General features: G+C 72.2%; 23 protein-coding genes and 2 pseudogenes. 5 read left to right on the top strand and 20 right to left on the bottom strand.

The features are described from left to right. Positions 1–329: 329 nt before the first annotated feature. Positions 330–656 (bottom strand): hypothetical protein, encoded by a 327-nt coding sequence (locus tag GWK25_RS20630; protein WP_215452013.1) that lies wholly within the window; start codon positions 654–656, stop codon positions 330–332. 190 nt (positions 657–846) lie between these two features. Here GWK25_RS20630 and GWK25_RS20625 point away from each other — a divergent pair. Then, positions 847–1,205, top strand: a pseudogene (locus GWK25_RS20625) (hypothetical protein). Between the two features lie 78 nt (positions 1,206–1,283). Here GWK25_RS20625 and GWK25_RS20620 read toward each other — a convergent pair. The 6 genes from GWK25_RS20620 to GWK25_RS20595 form a co-directional block, all read right to left on the bottom strand. Beyond that, on the bottom strand, positions 1,284–1,640 hold the full coding sequence (locus tag GWK25_RS20620) for an SCO5918 family protein (RefSeq protein WP_215452012.1): 357 nt from the start codon (positions 1,638–1,640) through the stop codon (positions 1,284–1,286). Between the two features lie 39 nt (positions 1,641–1,679). Beyond that, positions 1,680–2,015: a CBS domain-containing protein gene (locus GWK25_RS20615; protein ID WP_215452011.1), complete on the bottom strand. Its 336-nt coding sequence runs from the start codon at positions 2,013–2,015 to the stop codon at positions 1,680–1,682. Then, complete coding sequence (locus tag GWK25_RS44785; RefSeq protein WP_215457973.1) at positions 1,979–2,272, bottom strand: DDE-type integrase/transposase/recombinase; 294 nt, start codon at positions 2,270–2,272, stop codon at positions 1,979–1,981. Before GWK25_RS44785 ends, GWK25_RS20615 begins: the two co-directional genes overlap by 37 nt. Then, positions 2,202–2,348 carry an IS3 family transposase gene (locus GWK25_RS44780; protein WP_215452010.1) on the bottom strand — a complete coding sequence of 49 codons (147 nt, stop codon included), beginning with the start codon at positions 2,346–2,348 and terminating at the stop codon, positions 2,202–2,204. The genes GWK25_RS44785 and GWK25_RS44780 overlap by 71 nt, the downstream gene beginning before the upstream one ends. 41 nt (positions 2,349–2,389) lie before the next feature. Next, positions 2,390–2,665, bottom strand: coding sequence for a hypothetical protein (locus tag GWK25_RS20600; RefSeq protein WP_215452009.1), 276 nt, complete (start codon positions 2,663–2,665; stop codon positions 2,390–2,392). Between the two features lie 226 nt (positions 2,666–2,891). Continuing rightward, positions 2,892–3,569 (bottom strand): uracil-DNA glycosylase, encoded by a 678-nt coding sequence (locus tag GWK25_RS20595; RefSeq protein WP_215452008.1) that lies wholly within the window; start codon positions 3,567–3,569, stop codon positions 2,892–2,894. Positions 3,570–3,771: 202 nt separating this feature from the next. On the opposite strand from GWK25_RS20595, the pseudogene GWK25_RS20590 reads away from it, so the two are divergent. The 3 genes and pseudogenes from GWK25_RS20590 to GWK25_RS20580 all read left to right on the top strand — a co-directional run. Then, positions 3,772–3,972, top strand: a pseudogene (locus tag GWK25_RS20590) (uracil-DNA glycosylase); the annotation flags it as partial. Next, complete coding sequence (locus tag GWK25_RS20585) at positions 3,969–4,973, top strand: BadF/BadG/BcrA/BcrD ATPase family protein (protein WP_308404273.1); 1,005 nt, start codon at positions 3,969–3,971, stop codon at positions 4,971–4,973. The pseudogene GWK25_RS20590 and the gene GWK25_RS20585, both read left to right, overlap by 4 nt. A gap of 193 nt (positions 4,974–5,166) precedes the next feature. After that, on the top strand, positions 5,167–6,090 hold the full coding sequence (locus GWK25_RS20580; protein ID WP_215452006.1) for a sirohydrochlorin chelatase: 924 nt from the start codon (positions 5,167–5,169) through the stop codon (positions 6,088–6,090). 132 nt (positions 6,091–6,222) lie between these two features. Here the strand turns inward: GWK25_RS20580 and GWK25_RS20575 are convergent, their stop codons facing one another. Together GWK25_RS20575 and GWK25_RS20570 are read right to left on the bottom strand one after the other, a co-directional pair. Next, a complete protein-coding gene (locus GWK25_RS20575) occupies positions 6,223–7,308 on the bottom strand; it encodes a lactonase family protein (RefSeq protein WP_215457478.1) in 1,086 nt (361 codons plus the stop codon). A gap of 327 nt (positions 7,309–7,635) precedes the next feature. Then, on the bottom strand, positions 7,636–9,129 hold the full coding sequence (locus GWK25_RS20570) for an FUSC family protein (protein WP_215457477.1): 1,494 nt from the start codon (positions 9,127–9,129) through the stop codon (positions 7,636–7,638). A gap of 381 nt (positions 9,130–9,510) precedes the next feature. Between GWK25_RS20570 and GWK25_RS20565 the strand changes: the two genes are divergently transcribed. Beyond that, a complete protein-coding gene (locus GWK25_RS20565; RefSeq protein WP_215452005.1) occupies positions 9,511–9,999 on the top strand; it encodes an Lrp/AsnC family transcriptional regulator in 489 nt (162 codons plus the stop codon). 29 nt (positions 10,000–10,028) lie between these two features. On the opposite strand, the gene GWK25_RS20560 is transcribed toward GWK25_RS20565, so the two are convergent. The 11 genes from GWK25_RS20560 to GWK25_RS20510 all read right to left on the bottom strand — a co-directional run bounded on the left by GWK25_RS20560 (position 10,029) and on the right by GWK25_RS20510 (position 23,622). Continuing rightward, on the bottom strand, positions 10,029–12,983 hold the full coding sequence (locus GWK25_RS20560) for an aminotransferase (RefSeq protein WP_215452004.1): 2,955 nt from the start codon (positions 12,981–12,983) through the stop codon (positions 10,029–10,031). 264 nt (positions 12,984–13,247) lie between these two features. Beyond that, a complete protein-coding gene (locus GWK25_RS20555; RefSeq protein WP_215452003.1) occupies positions 13,248–13,688 on the bottom strand; it encodes an Lrp/AsnC family transcriptional regulator in 441 nt (146 codons plus the stop codon). Positions 13,689–13,926: 238 nt separating this feature from the next. Next, a complete protein-coding gene (locus tag GWK25_RS20550; protein WP_251829996.1) occupies positions 13,927–14,472 on the bottom strand; it encodes a TetR/AcrR family transcriptional regulator in 546 nt (181 codons plus the stop codon). A 53-nt stretch (positions 14,473–14,525) separates the two neighbouring features. Beyond that, a complete protein-coding gene (locus GWK25_RS20545; RefSeq protein WP_215452001.1) occupies positions 14,526–14,858 on the bottom strand; it encodes a hypothetical protein in 333 nt (110 codons plus the stop codon). Positions 14,859–14,867: 9 nt separating this feature from the next. Further along, positions 14,868–15,917 (bottom strand): agmatine/peptidylarginine deiminase, encoded by a 1,050-nt coding sequence (locus GWK25_RS20540; RefSeq protein ID WP_215452000.1) that lies wholly within the window; start codon positions 15,915–15,917, stop codon positions 14,868–14,870. A gap of 25 nt (positions 15,918–15,942) precedes the next feature. Beyond that, complete coding sequence (locus tag GWK25_RS20535) at positions 15,943–17,652, bottom strand: urease subunit alpha (RefSeq protein ID WP_215451999.1); 1,710 nt, start codon at positions 17,650–17,652, stop codon at positions 15,943–15,945. After that, a complete protein-coding gene (gene ureA / locus GWK25_RS20530) occupies positions 17,649–18,353 on the bottom strand; it encodes an urease subunit gamma (protein WP_215451998.1) in 705 nt (234 codons plus the stop codon). Before ureA ends, GWK25_RS20535 begins: the two co-directional genes overlap by 4 nt. A gap of 143 nt (positions 18,354–18,496) precedes the next feature. Further along, a complete protein-coding gene (locus GWK25_RS20525; RefSeq protein WP_215451997.1) occupies positions 18,497–19,327 on the bottom strand; it encodes an ABC transporter ATP-binding protein in 831 nt (276 codons plus the stop codon). Continuing rightward, positions 19,327–21,174 carry a dipeptide/oligopeptide/nickel ABC transporter permease/ATP-binding protein gene (locus GWK25_RS20520; protein WP_215451996.1) on the bottom strand — a complete coding sequence of 616 codons (1,848 nt, stop codon included), beginning with the start codon at positions 21,172–21,174 and terminating at the stop codon, positions 19,327–19,329. The genes GWK25_RS20525 and GWK25_RS20520 overlap by 1 nt, the downstream gene beginning before the upstream one ends. After that, complete coding sequence (locus GWK25_RS20515) at positions 21,164–22,195, bottom strand: ABC transporter permease (protein ID WP_215451995.1); 1,032 nt, start codon at positions 22,193–22,195, stop codon at positions 21,164–21,166. Before GWK25_RS20515 ends, GWK25_RS20520 begins: the two co-directional genes overlap by 11 nt. Continuing rightward, a complete protein-coding gene (locus tag GWK25_RS20510; protein WP_215451994.1) occupies positions 22,192–23,622 on the bottom strand; it encodes an amidase in 1,431 nt (476 codons plus the stop codon). Before GWK25_RS20510 ends, GWK25_RS20515 begins: the two co-directional genes overlap by 4 nt. Between the last annotated feature and the right edge of the window lie 29 nt (positions 23,623–23,651).

Here is a 23,651-nt window from a genome sequence, read left to right as displayed (position 1 = left end):
GTGCCGCCTGCCGCGGGTGAGCCGTGGGCCCGGTCGTGTCGGCGAAGATCTCGCCATTTCCCTCGCCGCCTGCTGACCACAACTGCAGGCGCATTCACTCGTGTTCACTCCGGCGGCACGGTGCTCTCGCCGCACTCGCGGCCCGATCAACGACTGCGGCCGTGCCACGGCCGGGGCCGAGCGAGATGCCAGTGCAACCGCTGGGACACATGAACCATCCCTGCGCGCCACGGCACGCCCACGAGCGGATGTGAGGGCCCGCTGATACCCGCGGGCACACTCACCTCAGGCAGCAGCCGATGGACTGGACGATCCGCCGACGCGGCGGTCTAAGCGATGATCACTTCGGCGCCTGCCTGGTTGATCGCGGGGAAGGTGTCGAGCAGGTCCAGGGCGCCTCGACAGGGGGCCATCGCCTCCTCGATCCGCTCGTCCAGTTGCCCGATCGTGGCGGTGAGCTGGTCGTACTGGTCTAGATGCAGGCGGGTGAGGAACGCGTGATGCTCGCGGAAGCGCCCGTTCATGGCCTCGGTCAGTTCGGGGATCTTGTTGCGGAGCCTGCGCTTGGCCAGCCCATGCTGACCTGCGAGCTCATCGGCATCACAGAGGCTTCGCTTTCGGCCGGAACGAACCAACTCAGCGTCCCCTGCCCCCATCAGCCCACGTCAGGGCAGACAGAAGCACCCCCGGCGCGCACAACGCCATTACCACGCCCCCGGCGCGCACCGAAGGTGCGCCGGATCGCTGACCTGTGTTGCGGCACCGGGGGAGCCGTGCGCGCCCGTCTTGCCCGGTAGCCCCACCACCAGGCCCACCCGGACGGGCCGGTGCATAGAATCCGGTCCCATGCCGAAGCCTGACGAGCTGATCATTGACATCGCCGCCCGTGTGGAGTCCGGGCAGAGCAATCGGATGTCCCTGACCGTGGTGACCGGTGGTGCTGTCATCACCGGTCGGCTGGCGCCCGAAGCCGTGTGGAGGCAGAGGGTGTCGGAGGTTCTGACAGACTCCACCGATCTGGGCGAGTTCTCCTCTGTCTTCGACGCCCCTGCGCAAAAGGACGGGCCGCCCACGCATCTGCACTTTCATGTCGCCCGGATCTTGCAGGGCACGGTGGGGATCCCGGAGACGGGGGGATGTACCGCGTCGCGATCGAGGACGTGAATGCCTGGACCGTAGGCGACTTCAGCTACTCCGACCACTGACCCACTGACCCGTTTCGCCGCTTCGAGAGCGACACGGCACGCAGCGGGGGCCCTGTCGGCGCGCCGACAGGGCCCCCATCACCGCTCTGTTCGGCTCGTGCCTGTCCCGTCGGTCAGACGGACAGGGGGGGTGCCGAGCATGGTGGAAGCCTTGCTGCAACGGGTTTCGATGCGCGTGGGTGCGACCTCGGGGAGGGCGCGACAGGTGAAGCCGAGCCGGGACATGGCCCGGAGGGCTTCGCCGGCGCTGAAATCGCGGCGGTCCTGGCGGGTGATGGCCTGGCCGACCGGCTTGACGGGAGAGTGTCGTCGTCCGATGATCACAAACTCGCCGGTGACCGGTTCGGGCTTGACGCCCTTCATCGATTCCAGCACGCCGCTCTTGGTCAGGTCGAACGGAAAGCGGGCGATGACACAGCGCGCATGATGCCTCACAGGGGGGAGGAGGGACGGGGCCGACGGCCATGAAGCGGTTCAGCGGGTCGGGGCGAGGATGCCCACAGCGCTGCCGTGTCCGTCGACCACGGGCAGGGCCCCGAGCCGGCGACAGCGCATCACCCGCTCGGCTTCGGCCCTCGTGGTCAGCGGCGAGGCAAAAGGCCCGATGACGTCGGCGATGTCACGCAAGCGGATCCTGTCCGTGCATCCGGAGCCGTCACGAACGGCCGTGAGCCTGGCCCGGGTGACCAGGCCGGTGCACAGACCGTCCTCGTCGCAGACGACCAGGTGCCCCGTACGGGCGGCGGCCATCACGGACAGTGCGACCTCGACGGTCATGTCCTCCCAGACCTGCGGTCCGGCCGCGTCCATGGCTCGGCCACCGTGCCGTGCGCGGGGTGGGCGCTGATAGTGGCGGCGGACCAGCCCACGATCGCCCGGGAGAACACGTCCACGACGAACGCGACGTGGACGATTCCGGACCAGGTGGCGACATAGGTGAAGTCAGCCACCCACCGCCCGTACGGACGGGACGCGGTGAAGTCGCGCCCGAGCAGGTCACCGGCCCGCTCCTGTCCGCCGTCCCGGATGGTGGTGGCGGATCTTCTTCCCGCGTCGGGCGCCCTCAAGTCCGAGGTCGCGCATCAGCCGGGCGACGGTGCAGCGGGCCACCGGTATGCCTTCGCGGTGCAGTTGCGGCCACACATTCCGGACTCCGCAGACCTGGCGGTGTGCGTCGATGCCCGCTATGAGCGCTTCGACGGCCGGTCGAACTCGGCCGCGAAGAAAGCCGAGGCCGCCTTCAAGATCTCGTTCACCTGCCGCAGTTCGGTGTTCTCGGCCCGCAGCCGCTTGATCTCCGCGGCCTCCTCGGAGGTGATTCCGGGCCGCTGGCCGGCGTCCACCTCGGCCTTGCGGACCCAGGTCCGCACCGTCTCGGCCGCGCCGATCCCCAGCTTGGCCGCGACCGCCTTCGTCGCGGCCCACTCGGTCGGGTAGTGCGGGCGAATTTCCGCGACCATACGCACCGCAGGCTCGCGAAGCTCAGCAGGGTAGGGGGACGGACGTGCCATGACTCGATCCCCTCAGGGAATCGAGCCTCCACCAGACCCGGAGCGGTTCACGTCGACGGCCCTCTGAAGCACAGTGGTGAAGACTCTCGCTCAACCAGAAGCGTAACCAGCGAGAGCCCGGCAGCCCCGGCAGTGGGCCACCGCTCTCCAACAAGCCATCACCGCGCACTATGCGCTACGGCAGTCGCCAGTCCACCGGCTGTGCACCCTGCCGCAGCAGTAGATCGTTGGCCCGGCTGAACGGGCGGGAGCCGAAAAAGCCCCGGTCTGCCGACATCGGCGACGGATGAGCCGACTCGATCGCCGGGAGATCGCCCAGCAACGGCCGCAGATTGCGGGCGTCACGACCCCACAGGATGGACACCAGCGGCTTGCCGCGCGCCGCCAGGGCCCGGATCGCCTGCTCGGTGACCTCCTCCCAACCCTTGCCCCGATGCGCGGCCGGCTTGCGCGGAGCGGTGGTCAGCGCTCGGTTGAGCAGCAGCACCCCCTGCTGCGTCCACGGAGTCAGATCGCCGTTCGACGGCCTGGGCAGTCCGAGGTCGGAGTGCATCTCCCGGAAGATGTTCTCCAGGCTGCCCGGCAACGACCGCACCTCAGGCGAAACAGCGAAACTCAAGCCGATCGCCATCCCCGGCGTCGGGTAGGGATCCTGACCCACGATCAAGACGCGCACGTCATCAAAGGGCTGCTGGAACGCCCGCAGGACATTCGCCCCGGACGGAAGGTATGTCCGGCCGGCCGCTATCTCGGCCCGCAGGAAGTCCCCCATCACGGCGATACGTTCAGCCACAGGGTCCAGAGCCTTAGCCCAGCCCGCTTCCACAAGTTCATGCAACGGTCGTCGTGCCACAGGGCGTCACCCTAGTGGCACACACCGACACCCCGCACACACGGAAGCCACCGCACATGGACGCCACGTACACCGCTACTCTTCCTCCTCAACAAGGTCATCGAGCCGGTGCAGCAACTCTCGTAGCCGGTCACCGGGAAGGAAGGGGAGCCCGTTGCCACGGGTGATCAGCCCACTCCGTCACGGTCACGACGCCTCCGGCCGGGGCGTGCCAGTGCTCGACAGTGCGCCGACCACCGCTCCGCGCAAGCCGGCCGAGCGTCGGGGCAAGGGCTGGGAGGGGTCCGCGCACCCCTCCCCCATGTCCGCCGAATGTGGCTTCTTCGGCTCCCGGCCCTTCAGCCACGCCGACGACCGCCCGGTCCGCCAGGGCGGCGCTCCCCTGGACCGGCGTCTGCCGTGACCGGCGGCTCCGTGCCCTCCCGGCCCCCGGAGGTCCCGGCCCCCGTCGTGCTCGCGGTGGACTCCGGAGGCTCCGGGCTGCGGGCGGTGCTGGCCCGGGGCACCGAGGTGATCGGGGAGCCGGCGGTGTGCGGGGAGGCGGTGCGGACCGGCGCGGGCGGTATCGACGCCGATCATCTGCTGGAGCTGCTGCTGCCGATGGCGGAGCGGTTGCTCACCGACGCCGGGTGCGCGCGGCCGGTGGCGGTGGCCGTCGGAGCCACCGGGTTCGCGTCGCTCGGCGAGCGGCTGCGCGCCGAGCTGCCGTCCGCGCTGGCGCGCGCGTGGGGGGTGCGCCGGGTCGCGCTGGTGGCCGACGCGGTCGCCGCGTACATCGGCGCCCTCGGGGCGCGGCCGGGCGCGGTGATCGCCGCCGGTACGGGGCTGATCGCGATCGGTACGGATCTGACCGCGTGGCGTCGGGCGGACGGCTGGGGCCATCTCCTCGGGGACTGCGGCGGCGGCGCGTGGATCGGGCGCGCCGGGCTGGAGGCGGCGATGCGGGCGCACGACGGGCGGGACGGCGGTTCGGCCCGGCTGCTGGCGCGCGCGGAGAAGGCGTTCGGCCCGCCGGCCGGCATTCCCGGCCGGATCTACCCGAGGGCCGACCGTCCGGCGGTCCTCGCGTCGTTCGCGCCCGAGGTGGCCGCCTGCGCCGGGGACGACCCGGTCGCGGCGGCCGTCCTGCGTGAGGCGGCCCGGCACATGGCCGACGCCGCGGCCGCCGTCTGCCCGGCCTCCGGCGGGCCCCGAGTGGCCCTGACCGGCGGTCTGTTCAAGCTGGGCGCCCCGCTGCTGTTCCCGCTGGAGGCGGAGTTGGCCGCGCGGCTGCCGCACGCGCCGCTGGTGCCGGCGGAGGGGGATCCGCTCGTCGGTGCGGTGCGCATCGCCGCCGCGTCGGCGGTCGGTGAGCCCGGCTTGCCTTACGACGAGCGGATGTTGTACGTGGTGGCCGAAAAATAGTACCTGAAACAGGGAGCAATCCAGCCTGTCGGACAAGCGTGGTCGGGGTCACCCAAGTGCACCGCTCAGCAGATGAATGCGGTATCGATCGGTCCTGATCGGCACGTAACTCATCAGACAAATCAGGACGGATACCGCTCACCTGCACCCTCCCCGAACAGGGGAGCCCAAGAAGCCAGTAACATGCGGCGCCATGAGCTCCCCCACTGGGCCCGCGTCCGGCCTGCCTGTACGAATGCCGCGACCCCGCCAGCCCGGGCGGCACCGCCGTCCCGAGCCGCTGGCGGCTCCCGAGGGCGCGCCCGCGCTCGTCCTCGCGGTGCCGGGCACGCCCAGCGCCGCCACGCGCAGCCTCGCCGAGGAGGTCGTGAGCATCGCGCGCTCCGAGCTGCCCGGCCTCGACGCCCGCATCGGTTACGTCGACGGTGGCGCCGACGAGTTCCCCACGCTGCAGTCGGTGCTCACGCACGCCGCCGAGGAGCGCACCGCCCGCTACGAGCAGGCGCGCGCCGCCGGTCTGGACGTCAAGGAGCCGGACGGCCCCGTCGCCGTCGTCGTGCCCCTGCTGGCCGGTCCGGACAGCGCCACGCTCCGCCAGGTCCGCCAGGCGGTCATGGAGAGCCGTATCGCGGCCGAGCTGACGGACGTCCTCGGTCCGCACCCGCTGCTCGCCGAGGCGCTGCACGTGCGCCTGTCCGAGGCGGGACTGGCACGTGCCGACCGGGCTCGGCTGTTCACCGTCGCCACCGCCGCGGACGGCATCGTCCTCGCCACCGTGGGCGGCGAGGAAGCGGTGCAGGCCGCCGGGATCACGGGCATGCTGCTGGCCGCGCGCCTCGCCGTGCCGGTGATGGCCGCCGCGCTCGACCAGGAGGGCTCCATCACCTCCGTGGCCGAGCAGCTGCGTTCCTCGGGCTCGCAGCAGCTGGCGCTAGCCCCGTACCTGATAGGGCCGGAGATCGACGCCGGTCTGATCGAGGCGGCCGCGAACGAGGCGGGGTGCTCCGCCGCCGAGGCGCTCGGCCCCTACCCGGCGATCGGCAAGCTGGCGCTCGGCAAGTACACGACCGCGCTCGGCATCGCGCCGCAGCAGCCGCAGGGCATGCCGGTCCGCTGAGTCCGGCCCGCCCGCACCGCGAGCCGTACGGCCGAGGGCCCGCTCCTCTCGCAGGAGCGGGCCCTCGGCCGTACGCGTACCGCGCGCGGCGTCCCGGCGTGCGCCCCGGTGGTCCGCGCGATCTCGCTGGGGCTAGAGGGTGCCCAGGACGACGCAGGAGGCCGCGGGCACCTCGATCGAGCCGGCCCGCACCGGCAGGCCGGTGTGCGGGTCGACCGTGAACCAGGTGACGTCGCCGGAGCGCTCGTTGGCCACGTACAGCGTGCCTGCCGCGTAGGTGAGGGCGCGGGGCCAGCGGCCGCCGCAGTCCACGGTCGTGACCAGGCGCAGTCCGTCGCCCTCGACGGCCAGCACGGACAGCACGTCCGTGCCGCGGGTGGCCGTCCACACGAAGCGGCCGTCAGGGGACACGGCGAGGCCCGAGGGGTACGCGTCGCCCTCCGGGGCGTGCGAGAGCACCGGGGTCTCCCCCAGCGGCTCCAGCGGGCCGTCAGGGTCGTTCCAGCGGCACACGGTCACCGTGGGCGTCAGTTCGTTCAGCACATAGACGTACGATCCGTTCGGTCCGCCCGGGTGGAGGGCGAGGTGGCGCGGCCCGGAGTCCGGCCGCAGCGCCGTCTCGTGGTGCGCGACGGGGACGCCGTCCCGCAGCGCGCACACCCGAACCGAGTCCGTGCCGAGGTCCACGGCGAGGAACCGGCGACCGGACGGCTCGGGCACCACCTGGTGGGCGCGTGGCTTTCGTCGACCGCTAGGCCCGGTGGCGGCCCCGGTGCGCCGGAGGATCCCGGAGGCGGGGGACGCGAGGGTGCCGTCGGGGTGCAGCGGGACGGCGGTGACACTGCCGGAGCCGTAGTCGGCGGTCAGGACGTGACCGGCGAACAGGGAGAGGTGGGTGGGGCCGTCCCCGACCGCCACCGGGGGCCCGGTCAACTCGGGCTTGTCGCCCGTCACCCGATAGGCGGCCACCGCTCCCTCGGAGCGCTCGCTGACCGAGTAGAGCGTGCGCCCGTCCGGCGCGAGGGCCAGGTAGCTCGGGTCGGGAACGTCGTCCGCGCCGCCCACGACGCTAAGCGCCCCGCTGTCGTCGTCTACCTCGGCGACGAGGACACCGGGGCCTCCCGCCGACGTGAACGACCCGATGTACGCCCGCCGTCGCGACCCGTCCGCCGGGCTCGCGTCCGTCGAGCCGCCGTCCGTGCCCCCGTCCGCGCCCACTCTCGTCGTCACTGCCGTCCCCTCCCGCTCGTCCGGTGTGCGGGGCGACCCTAGCAGTAGGTCTAGACCAAAATCCCTGGGGTGGCGCGTGATCTGCCGCGTGCGCCCTGAAGTCGTCCTAGGCTCCACCGTGCGCGACGCCCACCATGTCGTGGGCTCCACCGTGCGCGACGCCCACGACGCGCGGGGGCACCCCTGCCCGTAGCCGCCTCGGGGCTGCGCCCCGTCGGCGCCGCTCGCTTCGAGTTCGTCCGCGGGCCGGGGGCTTCTCGCGCAGTTCCCCGCGCCACTACAGGGGCGCGGCGGTTTCCCGTGCAGGCCTGTCGGTCAGGGGGCGGCCGGGCGAGAGCCCGCGGCCGCTCCGAGCGGCATCGCCAGGTCCGACAGCGCCTTCTCCAGGTTGTGCAGGTGCACCAGGGCGGTCCCGGCCTCCGCCGGGGAGACCGCAGCCTTCGCCCCGTGGGCGGACGCGTGCCCTCCGGGGGTGGTCAGGGCCTCCACCGCGGCCTTCACGCGCCAGCAGGCGGCGATCAGGCCGGCCTCGCGCGAACCGGCCGGGTCGGCGGTGGCGGAGACCAGGGCACGTACCTCGCCCACGCAGTCGTCGAGGAGCCGGAGGGCCGCGCGGGCACGAGCCTTGCGGGCGCGGTAGGGGTTCAGGGGATGCACCAGCGGAGCGAGCGCCATCCTCGCCCGACCGAACAGCAGTTCCAGCTCGGCGGCGTGGGGAGCCGGGTCGGCCCCGGGGACGCCCTCCAGCCGTGCGGCGGTGGCGACCGCGGCGGCGTGCACACAGTGCAGCGCCCGCTGGATCCAGGCGTCGTTGGTCGCGTGCGTCGTCACCGGCAGGACGAGGACCACGGCCAGCATGGCGCACACCGCGCCCACCCCCGTCTCGACGAGACGCAGCGCGAGCAGACCGGCGTCCAGCACGCCGAGCAGGCCGTAGAGGAGGCTGACCATGACGGTGACGGCGAGCATCATCCAGGAGTACGAGACCGCCGCCGTGTAGAAGATCCCGAAGACGCAGACCGCGACGAGCGCGGCCGACGGCACGGGTGCCCCGTCCAGCGGGACGGCGACGAGCAGGCCGACGGCGACGCCGATCACGGTGCCGAGGACGCGGCGGAAGCCTCGGACCAGGGTCTCGCCGCGGGAGGCGGTGTTGACGAAGATCCACCAGGCGGTGCCGACGGCCCAGTACCAGCGGTCCTCGGAGAGGAACTGTCCGAGGAGCAGGGCCAGGCCGCAGGCGACCGCGGCCTGGCACGCCTGCCGGGTGGTCGGGCGCGCGAGCCCCGTCCCGGGCGGCCCGGCGGGGAGCGCGACGGGCGGGAGGGCACGCTCGACCGGCCACAGCACGAAGCGCACCACGCCCGCGACGAGCAGCGCGAGGGTCATGGCGGCGTACAGCCCGGGCAGGTCCGCGGGGACGGTGTGCAGGAACTGCGCCACGAAGTAGCTCATGAACGCGAAGATCCCGAGCGCCTGACCGCGCGGCCCCCAGCGGCGGGCGTAGACACCGCAGAGGACGGTGGCCACGAACGCCGCGTCCCGGGCGGCCGTGACGTCGTGCAGGACGGCGGCCAGAGCGAGGACGGGGTATCCGGCCACCGGCAGGAGCGCGGTGGTGATCCGCTGGGCGGGGACGCTCGCGTCGGTGACGGTGAACAGGGCGAGCAGGGCCGCGAGGCCGCCGGTGATCGACGCGGGGAGCGGGAGACCGCACAGTTCGGACGCGGCGACGGCGGCGCCCACGCCGATGACGGCGCGCAGTGCGTTGCGCAGCCTCAGGAGCCCCGGATCGGGAGCCGTGAACATCCTCTTCATGACCGTGTGCCGCCCCCTTGCCGTGGTGCCCGCCCCGCCCGCGGCAGGGCCGGGGTCTCCGGCGGAGGGCGGGCACGGCGAAGGCGCCGCGCTCCGGATCCGGCTTCGTCGCCGCTCCGGCACCGCACGGCGCCCTGAGTTACGTGGATACGGCAGAGGTACCATCCCGGGCCCCGATGGCTCAACAGGGCCTCTCACGGCTGAGCCATTGGTACAGCGCGGGAGGATCGCGGTGGGCCGTCGGTGGGCCAACGGATCATCGGCATGGCGAGCCGCGGACCTTGTGGTTGCGGTGGTCCGGGCGAGGTGGGGTTCACTGGGCCATCGGTACAGTTCTCATGATCACGTACGACGCAGGGAGGCCGGTGGACCATGGCCGTGGACGAACTCGACACCCGCATCCTGCGGCTGCTGCTGGAGCAGCCGCGCACCAGCGTGCGGGAGTACGCCCGTGTCCTCGGCATCGCCCGGGGCACGCTCCAGGCCCGTCTCGACCGGCTGGAGCGGGACGGTGTGATCACCGGCACGGGTCCCTCGCTCTCCCCCGCCGCGCTCGGCCACCCGGTGCTGGCCTTCGTGCACATCGAGGTCACGCAGGGGCACCTGGACGACGTGGGTGACGCGCTGGCGGCCGTACCGGAGATCATCGAGGCATTCTCGATCACGGGCGGTGGTGATCTCCTGACCAGGGTAGTGGCGCGGGACAACGCGCATCTGGAGGACGTCATCCAGGCGCTGATCAGTCTGCCGGGTGTGGTGCGCACCCGTACGGAGGTGGCGTTGCGGGAGCGGGTGCCGTACCGGCTGTCGCCGTTGGTGGAGTCGATCGGCTCGGCGGCGGGCCGGCCGGCCCGGAACTGATCGACGGCACCCCGGCGTGAGGGTCCTCGTCAGAGTTGGGTGAGGGCCAGGTCGAGCATGTCGGCGAAGAAGTCGGCCGCGGTGGTGTCGATGCACAGCGGTGGCTTGATCTTGAGGATGTTGAGGTGGTCCCCGGTGGGCTGGACGATCACGCCGAGGTCGAGCATGCGGTCGCAGAGGTCGGCGGTCTCCTCTGTGGCGGGTTCCAGGCCGACGCGGTCCCGGACGAGCTCGAGGCCGAGGTAGAGGCCCGAGCCGTGGACGGCACCGATGATGTCGTGGCGGTCGGCGAGCGCCTCCAGCCGCTTCTTCAGATGGCCGCCGACCCGCACCGCGTTGCCCTGGAGGTCCTCGTCGCGCAGGGTGTCCAGGACGGTGAGGCCCACGACGCTGGAGACGGGGCTGCCGCCGGTGGAGGAGAAGAAGTAGCCCTGGTCGCGGTAGCGGTCCGCGACCGCCCTGGAGGTGATGACGGCGCCGAGGGGGTGTCCGTTGCCCATGGCCTTGGCGACACAGACGATGTCGGGCACGACCTGCTGCTGTTCGAAGCCCCAGAACCAGTGTCCCAGGCGGCCGTATCCGACCTGGACCTCGTCGGCGACGGCCAGGCCGCCGTGGCGCCGTACGGCCGCGTACACCTGGGCGAGATAGCCGTCGGGAAGTGCGACTCCTCCGGCGTTGCCGTAGAAGGTCTCGCCGATGAACGCTCCCGCCGGGCGGCCGGCGGCGGCCAGTGCGTCGATCACCGCGACGGCCTCGGGTGCGTAGCGCACGGCGTCCGGCCCGCGGTGGCGGCCGCGGTAGGAGTTGGGCGAGTCCACGGTGTGCACCCAGCTCGGTCGGGTGGCCAGGGCGTTCGGGTTGTCCTGGAGCGAGGTGGAGACCGCGTCGGAGGCGTACGTCCAGCCGTGGTACGCCTCGCGCAGCGCGACGACGTCGGGCCTTCCGGAGGCCCCGACGGCCAGGCGAAGGCCCAGATCCACCGCCTCCGAACCGGAGTTGACGAGGAACACCGTGTCCAGAGGATCGGGGAGGAGGGCGGCGAGGCGCTCGCTGAACTCCACCACGGAGGCGTAGTGGAAGCGCGAGTTGGTGTTGAGCCGCCGCAACTGCCGGGAGACCGCCCGCTCGACGCGGGGGTGGGCGTGGCCGAGCGGGGTGACGTTGTTGACGATGTCGAGGTAGGACCGGCCGTCGGCGGACAGCAGATGGTGGCGCCAACCACGTTCGATACGCGGGGGGTTGGCGTAGTAGTGCTCCTGCACGGTGGCGAAGGCGGCGGCACGCCGGTCGAGCAGGTGCCCCTCGCTCGCACGGTCGGATTCGGCGGGAAGACCGAGGAGCGGGGCGGGGTCGGCGGTGAGCGCGAGCCAGCCGGCGGCGTACTCGGGACGGACCAGGCGCGGTGCGGCGGGGCCCTCGGGGTCGCGCAGCGCGATGTGGAGGGAGGCACCGGAGCGGAGGTGGGCGATGTCCTCGCCCGCCCGCACCGTCGCGCCGGTGGCCACGGGCTGGATCTCGCGGGAGAAGGACAACGACAGCGCCTGCGCGCCGTAGGTGAGTTCCACGTGTCCCGGCGTCGCGGCGAGGACCTTCCCCGCGGCGGGCGCCTGGACCACGGCGTCCCGGCCGAGCCAGAGGTCGATCCCGGTGGGCACCGTGGCGGGGGACTCCGCCGACAGTGCCGGTGTCTCGGCGAGTCGCGCGTGGGCGTACCGGGTGGCGACGGCGGCCGCTCCGTCCGCGAGCGCGGACGTCACCAGCCGGGCCTCGGTGCCGGCGTCGGTCCAGGCTCCGTGGTCCATGGAATCGGCTTCGGCGGACAGGTCGAGGAGGGTGATGTCGTGGGCGGCGAGGTCCCGCATGAGCGGGTGCGCCGGGACGTCGGCCTGCGCGGTCCGGGCAGGCACGTCGGTCATGCCGGTCGCCTCCCGGATGAGGTGGCTCATCACCGGCAGGGGCGTCCGGGTGGCCTGCTCGAATATGCGCCACTCGTGGTCGAGGGCGTCCGTGGCGTAGGAGTTGTCCTCGTCGACGGCGGCCTGGTGCCGCCCGCTGGCCACCAGGATGGCGGCGCGCAGGACCACGAGCGGCCACACCGCCTCGGCCTCCTCGGGGGAGAGCGGCCGAACGGCGTGGAAGGCGCGGACGGCCGGCAGCACGTGGTGAGGCTCGACGCCGTCGTGGTGGAGCATCGAGGACAGTGACACGGCGAGTTCGCCGACCGCCCAGCTCGTGGTCACGTCGCCGAAGTCGATGATCCCGTCAGGCATGGGCGGACGGCTGTCGAGGCAGCGGATCAGATTGTCGTCGGTGAGGTCCAGGTGCACGGCCTGCGACGGCAGCGCGGCGGCGAGCTTCCGGACGTGCGCCCAGGCCTCGGCGGTCGCGGTCCGCACGGCGGCGCGCCGGTCGGGTTCGCCGATGTGCCGGGCGAGCTTGGCGACGACGCGATCGGCGTGCTGCGGATCCCACTGGAGCACGCGGTCGAGGCCCGGGTGCCGGAAGTCGCGCAGGGCCGTGCTGACCTTTCCGACGATCGTGCCCATGCGCGCCACGGTGCCGGGTGAGAGGTGCCGTGGTCCCGAGAGCGTGCCGCCGGGCAGGTGGCGCAGCAGGCGTGCGACGGCCGGACCGTTCTCGGTGTCCACCGTCGTGCGCAGCGGGGAGCCGTCGGGGCGGCGCAGGACGGTGGCGACGCGCAGTTCCGGACAGGCCGAGGCGATCAGGTCGGCTGCCGCGTCCTGGGCGTCGATCTCCACCGTGGAGAAGGCAGGGTTGGCGATCTTCAGGATCGTCGCGGGCGTCCCGTCGTCGGCGAGCAGCAGGAAGTTGGCGTCCTGCTGGCTGCCCACCGCCTGCGCGCGAGCGGTGACACCGAGGTGTTCGGCGGCGATGAGCTCGGCCTCGGCCGGCGTCATGCGGGGTGCGGGAAGGGCGTCCTCGGCGAAGAAGTCGATCGTGCGGTACTCGTCGGGCAGCATGCGGGTTCCTCGGCTGGTGTGGGCGAACAGGGCTCGGACGCTCGGACAGGTTGGTGTTCCACCAGGTGGTGCAGCCGTTCAAGGCACCGGAATCCGGAGGTCGGGGGCAGAGGCTCCGTCAGGGCCAGTGCTCGACTCGTCCGAGCGGTCTCCTGGGGTGCCGTGCCTACGGGGACCGTCGGCGGCCTCGTACCGAAACCCGTGCCCCTCGATCGCTTGCGCCACGATGCGGGTCGCGGCCCTCGGACGCCTCGGTCGACATCCTCAGTCGACGTGCCACAGGAAGCGGTGCGTGTGAATCCCGAAGTAGGGGAAGTTCGCCACGGATACGACACCCTCGACGGGCCGCACGACGTCGTTGATGAAGTCCAGAAGATCCCGGGGCTGGGGGCACACCACCTCCGCGAACAGGTCGAAGCCGCCGGCTGTCAGGACCGTGTACACGACCTCGTCGTGCCGGGACAGTTCTTCGGCGACCGCCCTGGGATCGCCGTCGATGCGCAGGCCCAGGAGTGCCATCGTCTGCCGGCCCATGGTCATCGGGTCGGTCACTCCGACGACCTGGACCGCCTTGGTGTCGATCAGCCGCTGCAGCCGCAGCCTCGCCGCCGAGGGTGACAATCCCACCTTGGGACCCAGTTCGGCGTAGGGGATCCGGCCGTCGACCTGCAACTCCCGCAGGATGGCCCGGTCGATGTCGTCCATGCGATACCTCTCCCCTGCGTGAACAGCAAGCGTTGCGCTTGTATCAAGCACAATGACGGATCCATGCGCTCGATTCAAGTGCGATGACGATGGAATCGAGCGAATCGCGTGTGTGCGCTCCCGCGAGCGCTGCACGGTGGATCCGCGGTGTCGCGCACGACCTGCGCGTACAACCTGCGCGCACGACCTGCGCGCACGACCTGCGCGCACGACCTGCGCGTACGACCCGGACGCAGGCTCAGGAGGACGTGAGGAGGCTGTCGTCCAGGAACTCCCTTACGTGGCGGATGACGTGCGCCCGGTCCGTACCCCGCAGCCCGATCGCCACCTGGATGGAGAACCCGTCGAGCAGCGCCCGCAGCCGGGCGCCGAAACGGTCCGGATCGACCCGTCGGAACTCCCCCCTCGACACACCCTCCGCCAGCAGTGCCACCAGGTCGCGGTGCCAGACGCCCTCGATCGCGGCCTGGCGGTCGCGGGCCGCGTCGTCGGCGTTCTGCGAGCGGTTCCAGACCTCCAGCCACAGGGTCCAGTGCGGGTCCCGGTGGCCGTCGGGCACGTACAGGTCGACGTACGCGTCAAGCCGCTCGCGTGCGGAGGTGGTGCGGGTCAGCAGCCGGCCGCGCTCGGCACCGAGCCTGCCCTCGCTCCATTCCAGGGTCTGGAGCAACAGTTCGTCCTTGGAGCGGAAGTAGTAGAGGAGATGGCCGCTGCTCATCCCGACCTCATGGCCGAGCGCCGCCATGGTGAGCTTCTCCAGACCGCGCTCGGCGATCATCGCCATGGCGCTGGCGAGGACGTCCTCGCGGGGCGGGGCGGGGGTCCGGCGGCGGGTGTTCACTCGGCGTCCTCCACCCGTACGGCGCCGGGGACGAGCCGGGTCTCGTAGCCGCTCGTGCAGTCGGCGGCGACGATCGCGACCTCGTCGGACTTCCACGTGCCGCCGGGCACGATCCCGTCGTACTCCTCGTCGGGACCGACCGGCCCGAACGGCGCCCCGAACGGGAGCGGGTCGACGACGTACGTCCCGCACGGAACGCTCGGCGGGCCGTGCCGTCGGCCGTCGGGGCCCGGAAGGCCGTCCCACCCGGGGTACTCGGGCATCTCGTCGAGTTGCCGGACCGGCGCGGTCAGCCGTGTTCCGCAGGTGGCGCAGAGCAGTACGTTCACCGGTACGTTCTACCTGACCACGGCCCTCGGCTGCTGCTGTGTGATGCAGTGGATGCCGCCGCCGCCCGCGAAGACCGCCCGCGCGTCCACCAGTGTCACCGTCCGTTGCGGGAACAGCCGGCGGAAGATGTCGGCGGCGGTCTCGTCCCGGGGGTCGTCGAAGCCGCACAGGACGACGCCGCCGTTGCAGAGATAGTGGTTGATGTAGGAGTAGTCGGCCCAGCGGCCGTCGGCCTCCAGGACGGTCGGAGCGGGCACCTCGACGACCTCCAGGCGGCGGCCGCGCGCGTCGGTCTGCGCCTTCAGCAGGCCGACGACCTCCCGCGTCACCTCGTGATCGGGGTGTGCCGGGTCCGGCTGGACGTGGGCCACGACCACACCGGGACGGGCGAACGCGGCGACGATGTCCACATGGCCGAGGGTTCCGAAGCCGTGCGGGGGGTAGTCGCCGGTGAGGCCGCGCGGCAGCCAGATCGCCTTTCGGGTGCCGAGGTGGGCGTGGATCTCGGCCTCCACCTGCTCACGGGTCCAGTGCGGGTTGCGTTCCGGCCCGAGCTGGACCGTCTCCGTCAGCAGGACCGTGCCCTCGCCGTCGACGTGGATGGCACCGCCTTCGTTGACGAGCTTTGAGGTGTACGTCTTCACCGAGCCCGCGAGGTCGGAGACGTACACGGCGATCTTCGCGTCGTGCTCCCAGCGCGCCCAGTCCTGGGCACCCCAGCCGTTGAACGTCCAGTCCACGGCTGCGAGTTCACCGGCGCCGTCGGTGAGGAACGTGGGCCCGATGTCGCGCATCCAGGCGTCGTCGAGGTCCCGCTCGACCGTGTCGATGCCGGGCCCGAGCAGAGCGCGCGCCTCGGCCGACTGTCCGGGGCCGCACACCATCGTCACCGGCTCGAAGCGGCGCACCGCGCGGGCGACCGAGGCCCAGGCGAGGCGCGCGGTGGCGAGGCCCTCGGGGTCGTCGAAGGTCGGGTTCGGGACCGGCCACGCCATCCAGGTGCGTTCGTGCGGTGCCCACTCGGCGGGCATGCGGAAGCCGTCGGCGGCAGCAGACATGAGTGATCCTCACAGGCTGTGGCATTCAGAGGAAATACAGGCGGTTGAGGGAGACGGAATCGGCCGGTTCGGAGCGCAGCGGCTCTCCGTCGAGCGTGACCAGCCCCGTGCGCTGGTCCACGTCGACCGCTCCGGTACGGGAGTTGAGGCGCAGGTCGGCCGGCCCGATGCCGCGCGTGCCCCGTACGGCGACCCTGCGGCGCCGGGTCGGCATCGAGTCGCCTCCCTGGTCGAGGGCCGCCTGGGCGACGAAGGCGACCGAGATGTCGGCGGGTGTGGCGCCGTGGGCCCCGAACTGCGGGCCGAGGACGAGGGGTTCGCAGGCGTCGGTCGCGGCATTGGGGTCACCGACCACGCCGTACGCCGGGAAGCCGGCCTTGAGCACCAGCTGCGGCTTGGCGCCGAAGTACTGCGGCCGCCACAGCACGATGTCGGCGAGCTTGCCGACCTCGATCGAGCCCACCTCGTGGGCGAGGCCGTGCGCGACGGCCGGGTTGATCGTCAGCTTGGCCAGGTAGCGCAGGACGCGCTCGTTGTCGTGGTCGTCGGGTGCGCCGAACTCGGCCTTCATCTTCCCGGCCATCGCGAACGTACGGCGGACGGTCTCACCGGCCCGCCCCATCCCCTGCGCGTCCGACGAGGTGATGCCGATCGCGCCCAGGTCGTGCAGCACGTCCTCGGCGCCCATGGTCCCGGCACGGATGCGGTCGCGGGCCATGGCGGCGTCGCCGGGCAGGTCGGTCTTGAGGCCGTGGGCGGAGACGATCATGTCGTAGTGCTCGGCGACGGCGTCCCGGCCGAAGGGGAGGGTGGGGTTGGTGGAGGAGCCGATGACGTTCGGGACGCCGGCCATCTTCAGCACGTTCGGGACGTGTCCGCCGCCGCAGCCCTCGATGTGGAAGGCGTGGACGGTCCGGCCCTCCAGCACGCGCAGGGTGTCCTCGACCGACAGGCATTCGTTCAACCCGTCGCTGTGCAGGGCAACTTGCACGTCGTGTTCCTCGGCGACACGCAAGGCGGTGTCCAGGGCACGTGTGTGGGCGCCCATGTCCTCGTGCACCTTGAAGCCGGACGCGCCGCCCTCGGCGAGGGCCTCGATCAGGGGCGCTTCATGCGAGGACGAACCCCGCCCGAGGAAACCGATGTTGACCGGCCAGGCGTCGAAGGCGTCGAACGCGTGCCGCAGCGCCCAGGGCGAGTTGACCCCGACGCCCCACACGGGGCCGAACTCCTGCCCGATGATCGTGGTGACACCGGAGGCGAGTGAGGCTTCCATGATCCGTGGCGACAGCAGGTGGACGTGGGTGTCGACGGCTCCGGCGGTCGCGATGAGCCCCTCGCCGGACACGATCGAGGTCCCGGTGCCCACGACGACGTCGACCCCGTCGAGGGTGTCGGGGTTCCCGGCCCGCCCGACCGAGCAGATGCGGCCTTCCCTGATGCCGATGGAGACCTTGCGGATGCCCAGCACCGCGTCGATCACGACGACGTTGCTGATGACCACGTCACAGGTGTCCCGGACGGCCGCCGCCTTGAGGTGCAGTCCGTCCCGGGCGGTCTTGCCGAACCCGGCGAGGAACTCGTCACCGTAGCGCTGCGAGTCGGACTCGACGCGGATCGTCAGGCCGGAGTCGCCCAGCCGGATCCGGTCGCCCGCGCGCGGGCCGTGGGTGGCGGCGTACTCGTACGGGCTGAGGCGGCGGGCCTCGGCGGGGTGGCCTCCTGGGCGGCTCATCGCTCGACCTCCTGTCCAGGTGTCCGCGGTACGCCGAGATAGCCGCAGGCGGCGGCGCGGCGCAGTGCCTCCTCGCGAGCACCCGGCGCGTCCAGTGCCCCGTCGACGAGACCGGCGAAGCCGATGGCGATCCGGTCGCCCCCGATGGGCACCAGCCCGACCTCGAGGCTCTCCCCCGGCCCGAACCGCACAGACGACCCAGCGGGTACGGCGAGCCGCATCCCGTAGGCCCTCTCCCGTGCGAAGTCGAGCCGGGGGTTGGCCTCGAAGAAGTGGAAGTGGGAGGTGACGGAGACCGGCACGGCGGCGGTGTTGGTGACCGCCAGCCGGACGCTCGCCTCGGGCTCGGTGTGCTCGGGTCCCGGCAGCAGCGCGCCCGGAGCCCGCCCGCCGAGACTCCCGCCGATCGGGTCGCTGACGACCGCGAGCCGCGATCCGTCGTCGAAGACCGCCTCGACCTGCACCTCGGTCACGATGTCCGCGACACCCGGCAGTACGTCGTCCGGGCCGAGCACGGATCTGGCGCGCTCGACGGCCTCCGCGAGCCGGGCACCGTCGCGGGCGGCCTCACAGACGGTGTCCGCTATCAGCGCGGTCGCCTCCGGCACGTTGAGCCGCAGGCCCCGCGCGCGGCGGGCGCGGGCCAGCTCAGCGGCTCCGAAGAGCAGCAGCCGGTCACGCTCCGTGGGAGTCAGTCTCATGCCGCGGGGCCCTCCTCCGCTTCACTGAAGTTAGAGCGACACTCTAAACACGGAATGCATGAGAGTGCACCAGTAGATCACTGGCCCAGCTCTCTCAGATAGAACGTCGCTCTAATCTTCGGCACGCATCGCGTCCGGACGATTCACGCCATGGCCGGCTCGTCGTCGAGGCGGAACCTCGGGTCGCCCGGGACGGACGCGAGGAGTTGAGCGGTGTACGGATGCTTCGGCTCGGCGAAGGTGGCTCCGGTCGGGCCGAGTTCGACGAGGTCCCCGTGCAGCAGGACCGCGACCGAGTCGCTCACGTGCCGGACGACGGCCAGGTCGTGCGAGATGAACAGCATCGTCAGCGAGAGCCGGCGGCGCAGATCGGCGAGCAGGTTGAGGATCTCGGCCTGGGTCGTCAGGTCGAGGGCCGAGGTGATCTCGTCGGCGATGACGAACCGGGGAAGCGGTGCGAGGGCCCGTGCGATCGCCAGCCGCTGCCGTTGGCCGCCGGAGAACTCGTGCGGGTAGCGGTCCATGGCGTCCGGGTCGAGGCTCACCTGGCTGAGCAGTTCGGCGATCCGGGTCCGGACCGGTTTGACCCTGGCCCGGATCGGATCGAGTGCCTCGGCGAGCGACTGCGCGACGGTGCGCCGCGGGTCGAACGAGGAGTACGGGTCCTGCGGGATCATCTGGACCGTCGCGGCTCCCGCCCGTCCGCGCGAGGTGCGCAGCGGGGCGTCGTCCACGAGGATCCGGCCGCTCGACGGCCTGTGGACGCCGACGAGTGTCCGCGCGAGCGTCGTCTTGCCCGACCCGGACTCGCCGACGAGCGCGAGGGTGCTGCCCCGGGGGATGTCGAACGAGACTCCCTTGAGCACCCTGCGGGCCGCGACGCCGTGGCCGAGCTCGACGGTGAGGTCCTCCACGCGCAGCAGCGGGGTGGCCGCCTGCGGGTCCGGTGTGGTGGCGGTGGCGGTGGCGGACATCAACGGCTCCCTTCCGCGGCCGGGGGGCGGTCCGCGGCTTTGTCGAAAAGATCGTCCGACGGCGCCCCGCTCGGCTGCGCCGCGTGCGCGTCGGCCGTCCACCGGACCGCGCTGAGGGTTTCGCCGGCCTCGACCGCGGCGGGAGTCGCCGCGAGCAACGCGCGGGTGTACGGGTGGGTGACCGTCCCCCGGCGCAGGTCGCCGCCCGTGGTCCGGTCGACGACCCGGCCGCCGTGGAGCACCAGGACGGTGTCGCAGAGCACGCCGACGACGCCGATGTCGTGCGAGATGAACAGCATCGCCGTGCCGTGCTCGCGGTTGATGCGCCGGAACTGACGCAGCACCTCCGCCTGGACGGTGACGTCGAGGGCCGTCGTCGGTTCGTCGGCGATGAGCAGCCGCGGATTCGTCGTCATGGCGGAGGCGATCGAGGCGCGCTGGAGCATGCCGCCGCTCAGCTCGTGCGGGTGCTGGCGCAGCCTCCGGTCCGGCTCGGTGACGTGGATGTCGGCCAGGGCGCGGACCATGTCCCGCGCGGCCTGACGCCGGGGTGTCCCCAGATGCACCCTGGCCACCTCGGTGAGCTGGGTGCCGAGCCTCAGCGCGGGGTTGAACGTGCCGATCGGGTCCTGGTAGACGATGCCGATCTCGGTCGCGAGGCGCTGCTCCGGCGGTGTTCCGAGCAGGTCGAGGTCGCCGAGGGCGAGGCGCGACGCGTTCGCCCGTACGCCCTCGGGGAGCAGGCCCGCGACCGCCATGGCGATCGTCGACTTGCCCGAGCCCGACTCCCCGACGAGGCCGACGATCTGGCCGGCCCCGATGGTGAACGACACGTCGTCGACGAGTGTCCGGTCTCCGGCCCGCACGGTGAGCCCGGCGACGGTCAGCAGGCCGTCCGGCTCCGTGCCGGCCGCCGGCCCCGCACCGCCCGACGCCTGAAGCGCCTGATGCGCCGGTGCCGGTGCCGGGGCGGCCGGTACCGCCGCGTCCGCCGTCCCGGCCGGTGCGGGTGCCGCGCCGCGGGTGCGCGGGTCGACGAGCGAGGCCACGCCGTCTCCGAGGAGCATGGCGCCCACCCCGGTGACGATGAGCATGATCGACGGGGCGAGGACGAGCGACGGCTGGGCGAAGATCGACGGCAGCGCCTCGTTGAGCAGCCGGCCCCAGTCGTACTGCGGGCTCTGCACACCGAGGCCGACGAACGACAGGCTGCTGATGTCGAGCAGGGACAGGGTGAAGCTCGAACTGAGGAGCACCAGCAGCGGCCCGCTGATGTTCGGCAGGACGTGCCGGCCCAGGATGCGCAGGCCGGGAACGCCGAGCAGGCGGGCGGTGAGCACGTAGTCCTTGTCCGCGACGGTCGCGGCGAGATTCGCCGTGAGCCGGGCGAAGCCGGGGACGCCGGCGACGGCGATCGCGACGATCGCGGACACCGTGCCCGGACCGAGCACCGCCGCGATGACGAGGGCGAGCACGAGCGACGGGAAGGCCACCGCGGAGTCGATGAGCCGCAGACAGGTCTCGCGCAGCCACCCGGGGGCCAGGTGGACCAGCGCGCCGATCGCGACGCCGACGACGAACGAGGCGGCGGTGGCGACGGCGGCCATGAACAGGGTGAGCCGGGTCGCGACGAGCGCCCGGGCGAGGACGTCACGGCCGAATGCGTCGGTGCCGAGGAGATGCCCGGCGCCGGGCCCGAGCCGGGCGTCGTCGGTGAGGGTCTCGGCGGAACCGCTCAGCAGCGGCGGGGCCACGAGGGCCACGACGAGGAGCAGTCCGAGGATCACGGCGCCGGAGAGCAGCGACGGGTTGCGGCGCCGACGGCGCGCGGTCGTGTCAGTGGCCACGACGACCTCCCTCCAGCGTGCGCGGGTCGACGATGCCGAGGACGACGTCCACGAGGAGGTTGACGAGGAGGGCGAGCATGCCGACGACGAGGATGATGCCCTGGATCACCGGGTAGTCCTTGTTGATGATCGCCTGGACGACCTCGGTGCCGAGCCCCGGGTAGGTGAAGACGTTCTCGAGGATGATCGTCCCGCCGAGCAGGGACGTGAGGACGAGACCGCTCAGGGTCAGGACACTCGTCACCAGGTTGGGCAGCGCGTGGCGGAGGTGGAGACGCACGGATCCCAGGCGGTGGCCGCGAGCGGTCCTCATGTAGTCCTGGGCGAGTACCGAGGCCGTCTCCTGCCGGACGACCCGGGCGATGGCGAAGGCCGGGCCGATGCAGAGCGCGGCGATCGGCAGGACGAGCGCGCTCGGCGTCTCGGCGCCGCCGGACGGCAGCAGCCCGAGGCTGATCGAGAACAGCAGGACGAGGAGGGTCGCGACGACGTAGACCGGCGCCGACGCGAGGAGACCTGCGACCGTGCCGAAGCCGACGCCGAGCCGACGGCGGCGTCCGTCACGGGTGAGGACACCGACGGCCATGCCCAGCGGGACGGCGATGACCAGGGAGAGCAGGACGGCCGGGATGACGAGTTGGACGGTGTACGGCAACCGGGTCGCGACGATGTCCGCGACGGGGGTGTCGAACCGGAACGAGGTGCCGAGCCGTCCGGACGCGATGTCGCCGAGGTAGTGGACGAACCTCGTCGCCATCGGCTCGTCGAGGCCCAGTCGTTCGCGTATCGCCGCGAGCGTGGCCGGGGAGGAGTTGGTGCCGGCGATCGCGCGGGCCGGGTCCCCGGGCAGCAGGGGCACGATGAGGAACGTCACGAGGACGAGCAGCAGCATGGACATCAGCAGGCCGCCCGCCCGGCGGACGGCGAACCCGGCCCAGCCACCGCCCAGCCGCAGCCGGGGAGCGCGCCGGGCGGGTGCGGTGGGCAGCGGCCCGGTCGGGACCGCGGACCCGGCGCTCACAGCGCCGCCGCCGTGAGTGCCGCGTCGTCCGGGTGCCGCTCGTACCAGCGGAACCGTGGTTCGAGCTGGGCGGACAGGCGCAGCAGCGTCGCCTCGTCGTACGGTGCGCCGATGAGTTGCGCGCCGACCGGCAGTCCGTCCGCGGTCGTGTGGACGGGCAGCGAGATGGCGGGCAGCCCGGCGATGTTGACGAACGCGGTGAACGACACCATCCGGGTCTCGGTGGCCCGCGGGCCGTCCGGGTCGGAGTTCGCCTCGTCGTACACGGGGCCGACCGGTGGCGCCACGACCGCGGTGGTCGGGGTGAGGAGGACGTCGAAGTCCCGGCCCCACTGGGCGACCACGTCGCGGGACTCGGCCTGCAGGCGCGCGGCGGTCCGGGCGTAGTCGCCCGCGGTGGCCTCGAGGGCGGTTTCCCGGCGGCGCCGGATGTAGGGGTCCACCGCGTCGGGGTCGTCGACCTCGATGGCGTAGGTGGAGGCACTGATGATCGTCCAGGTGAAGCCCATGATCGCTTCGTACGAGAACATCCTGGGGCGGGCCTCGACGACGTCGTGCCCCAGATCGCGCAGTGCCTGGGCGGCCGTCAGCGCCGCCGTGCGGCACTCCTCGTCGACCGGCAGCCCGGTCGGCGCGTCGAGGAGCAGGCCGATCCGCAGCCGTCCGGGATCGGCACCGACCTCCTCGATGTACGGGCGACCCGGTTCGGGCGCGCTGTACCAGGCGAGCCGGTCGGGTCGGCCCATGACGTCGAGCATGAGGGCCGCGTCCCGCACGGTGCGGGTGATCGCGCCTTCGGTCGTCGAGTGTTCCCAGCCCCGGACGAACGCGGGCACGCGTCCCCGGCTCGGCTTGAGGCCCACGAGGCCGGTGACCGATGCCGGGACCCGGATCGATCCGCCGCCGTCGGAGGCGTGTGCCACCGGGGCGAGCCCGGCCGCGACGGCCGCCGACGCGCCGCCGCTCGACCCGCCGGAGGTGTGCGCCGGGTTCCACGGGTTGCGCGTCTTGCCGTGCCGGGCGTTCTCGGAGACGGTCAGAGCGCCGAACTCCGGCGAGTTCGTCCGGCCGAGGGGGATCGCGCCGGCGTCGAGGAGGAGCTGGATGTCGGGGTCCGTGACTGTCTGCGGGGTGTCCCGGATCGCCAGTGAGGACATCGTGTTGGGTTGTCCCGCGAGGGAGTTGAGGTCCTTGATGGGGACGGGGACGCCGTGCAGCGGGCCGAGCGGATCGCCGCGCAGCACCGCCTGCTCGGCCCGCACGGCCGCCGCGCGCACGGCGTCGGCGTCGAGCCAGACGACGGCGTTGACGGCGGGATTGATCCGCTCGATGCGGTCGAGGTAGGTCTCGGCCACCTCCACCGGGCTGACCTCTTTCGTGCGCACGAGGTCGGCGATCTGCTGGGCGGTGCTGAATGGGTCGATCACCAGGGGACTCCTGTCGGCATGGTGCGAGG

Source organism: Streptomyces sp. ATCC 21386 (assembly GCF_018728545.1).
Lineage (GTDB): Bacteria > Actinomycetota > Actinomycetes > Streptomycetales > Streptomycetaceae > Streptomyces.
Note: the sequence above shows the minus strand (reverse complement) of the source record. Positions and strands in the feature narration are given on the sequence as shown.

Coding starts and splice junctions, on each gene's coding strand:
- GWK25_RS20630 (WP_215452013.1), bottom strand. CDS start 656: ATGGGGGCAGGGGACGCTGAGTTGGTTCGTTCCGGCCGAAAGCGAAGC.
- GWK25_RS20615 (WP_215452011.1), bottom strand. CDS start 2,015: ATGGACGCGGCCGGACCGCAGGTCTGGGAGGACATGACCGTCGAGGTC.
- GWK25_RS20600 (WP_215452009.1), bottom strand. CDS start 2,665: ATGGTCGCGGAAATTCGCCCGCACTACCCGACCGAGTGGGCCGCGACG.
- GWK25_RS20580 (WP_215452006.1), top strand. CDS start 5,167: ATGAGCTCCCCCACTGGGCCCGCGTCCGGCCTGCCTGTACGAATGCCG.
- GWK25_RS20570 (WP_215457477.1), bottom strand. CDS start 9,129: ATGTTCACGGCTCCCGATCCGGGGCTCCTGAGGCTGCGCAACGCACTG.
- GWK25_RS20565 (WP_215452005.1), top strand. CDS start 9,511: ATGGCCGTGGACGAACTCGACACCCGCATCCTGCGGCTGCTGCTGGAG.
- GWK25_RS20560 (WP_215452004.1), bottom strand. CDS start 12,983: ATGCTGCCCGACGAGTACCGCACGATCGACTTCTTCGCCGAGGACGCC.
- GWK25_RS20555 (WP_215452003.1), bottom strand. CDS start 13,688: ATGGACGACATCGACCGGGCCATCCTGCGGGAGTTGCAGGTCGACGGC.
- GWK25_RS20550 (WP_251829996.1), bottom strand. CDS start 14,472: ATGGCGATGATCGCCGAGCGCGGTCTGGAGAAGCTCACCATGGCGGCG.
- GWK25_RS20540 (WP_215452000.1), bottom strand. CDS start 15,917: ATGTCTGCTGCCGCCGACGGCTTCCGCATGCCCGCCGAGTGGGCACCG.
- GWK25_RS20535 (WP_215451999.1), bottom strand. CDS start 17,652: ATGAGCCGCCCAGGAGGCCACCCCGCCGAGGCCCGCCGCCTCAGCCCG.
- ureA (WP_215451998.1), bottom strand. CDS start 18,353: ATGAGACTGACTCCCACGGAGCGTGACCGGCTGCTGCTCTTCGGAGCC.
- GWK25_RS20525 (WP_215451997.1), bottom strand. CDS start 19,327: ATGTCCGCCACCGCCACCGCCACCACACCGGACCCGCAGGCGGCCACC.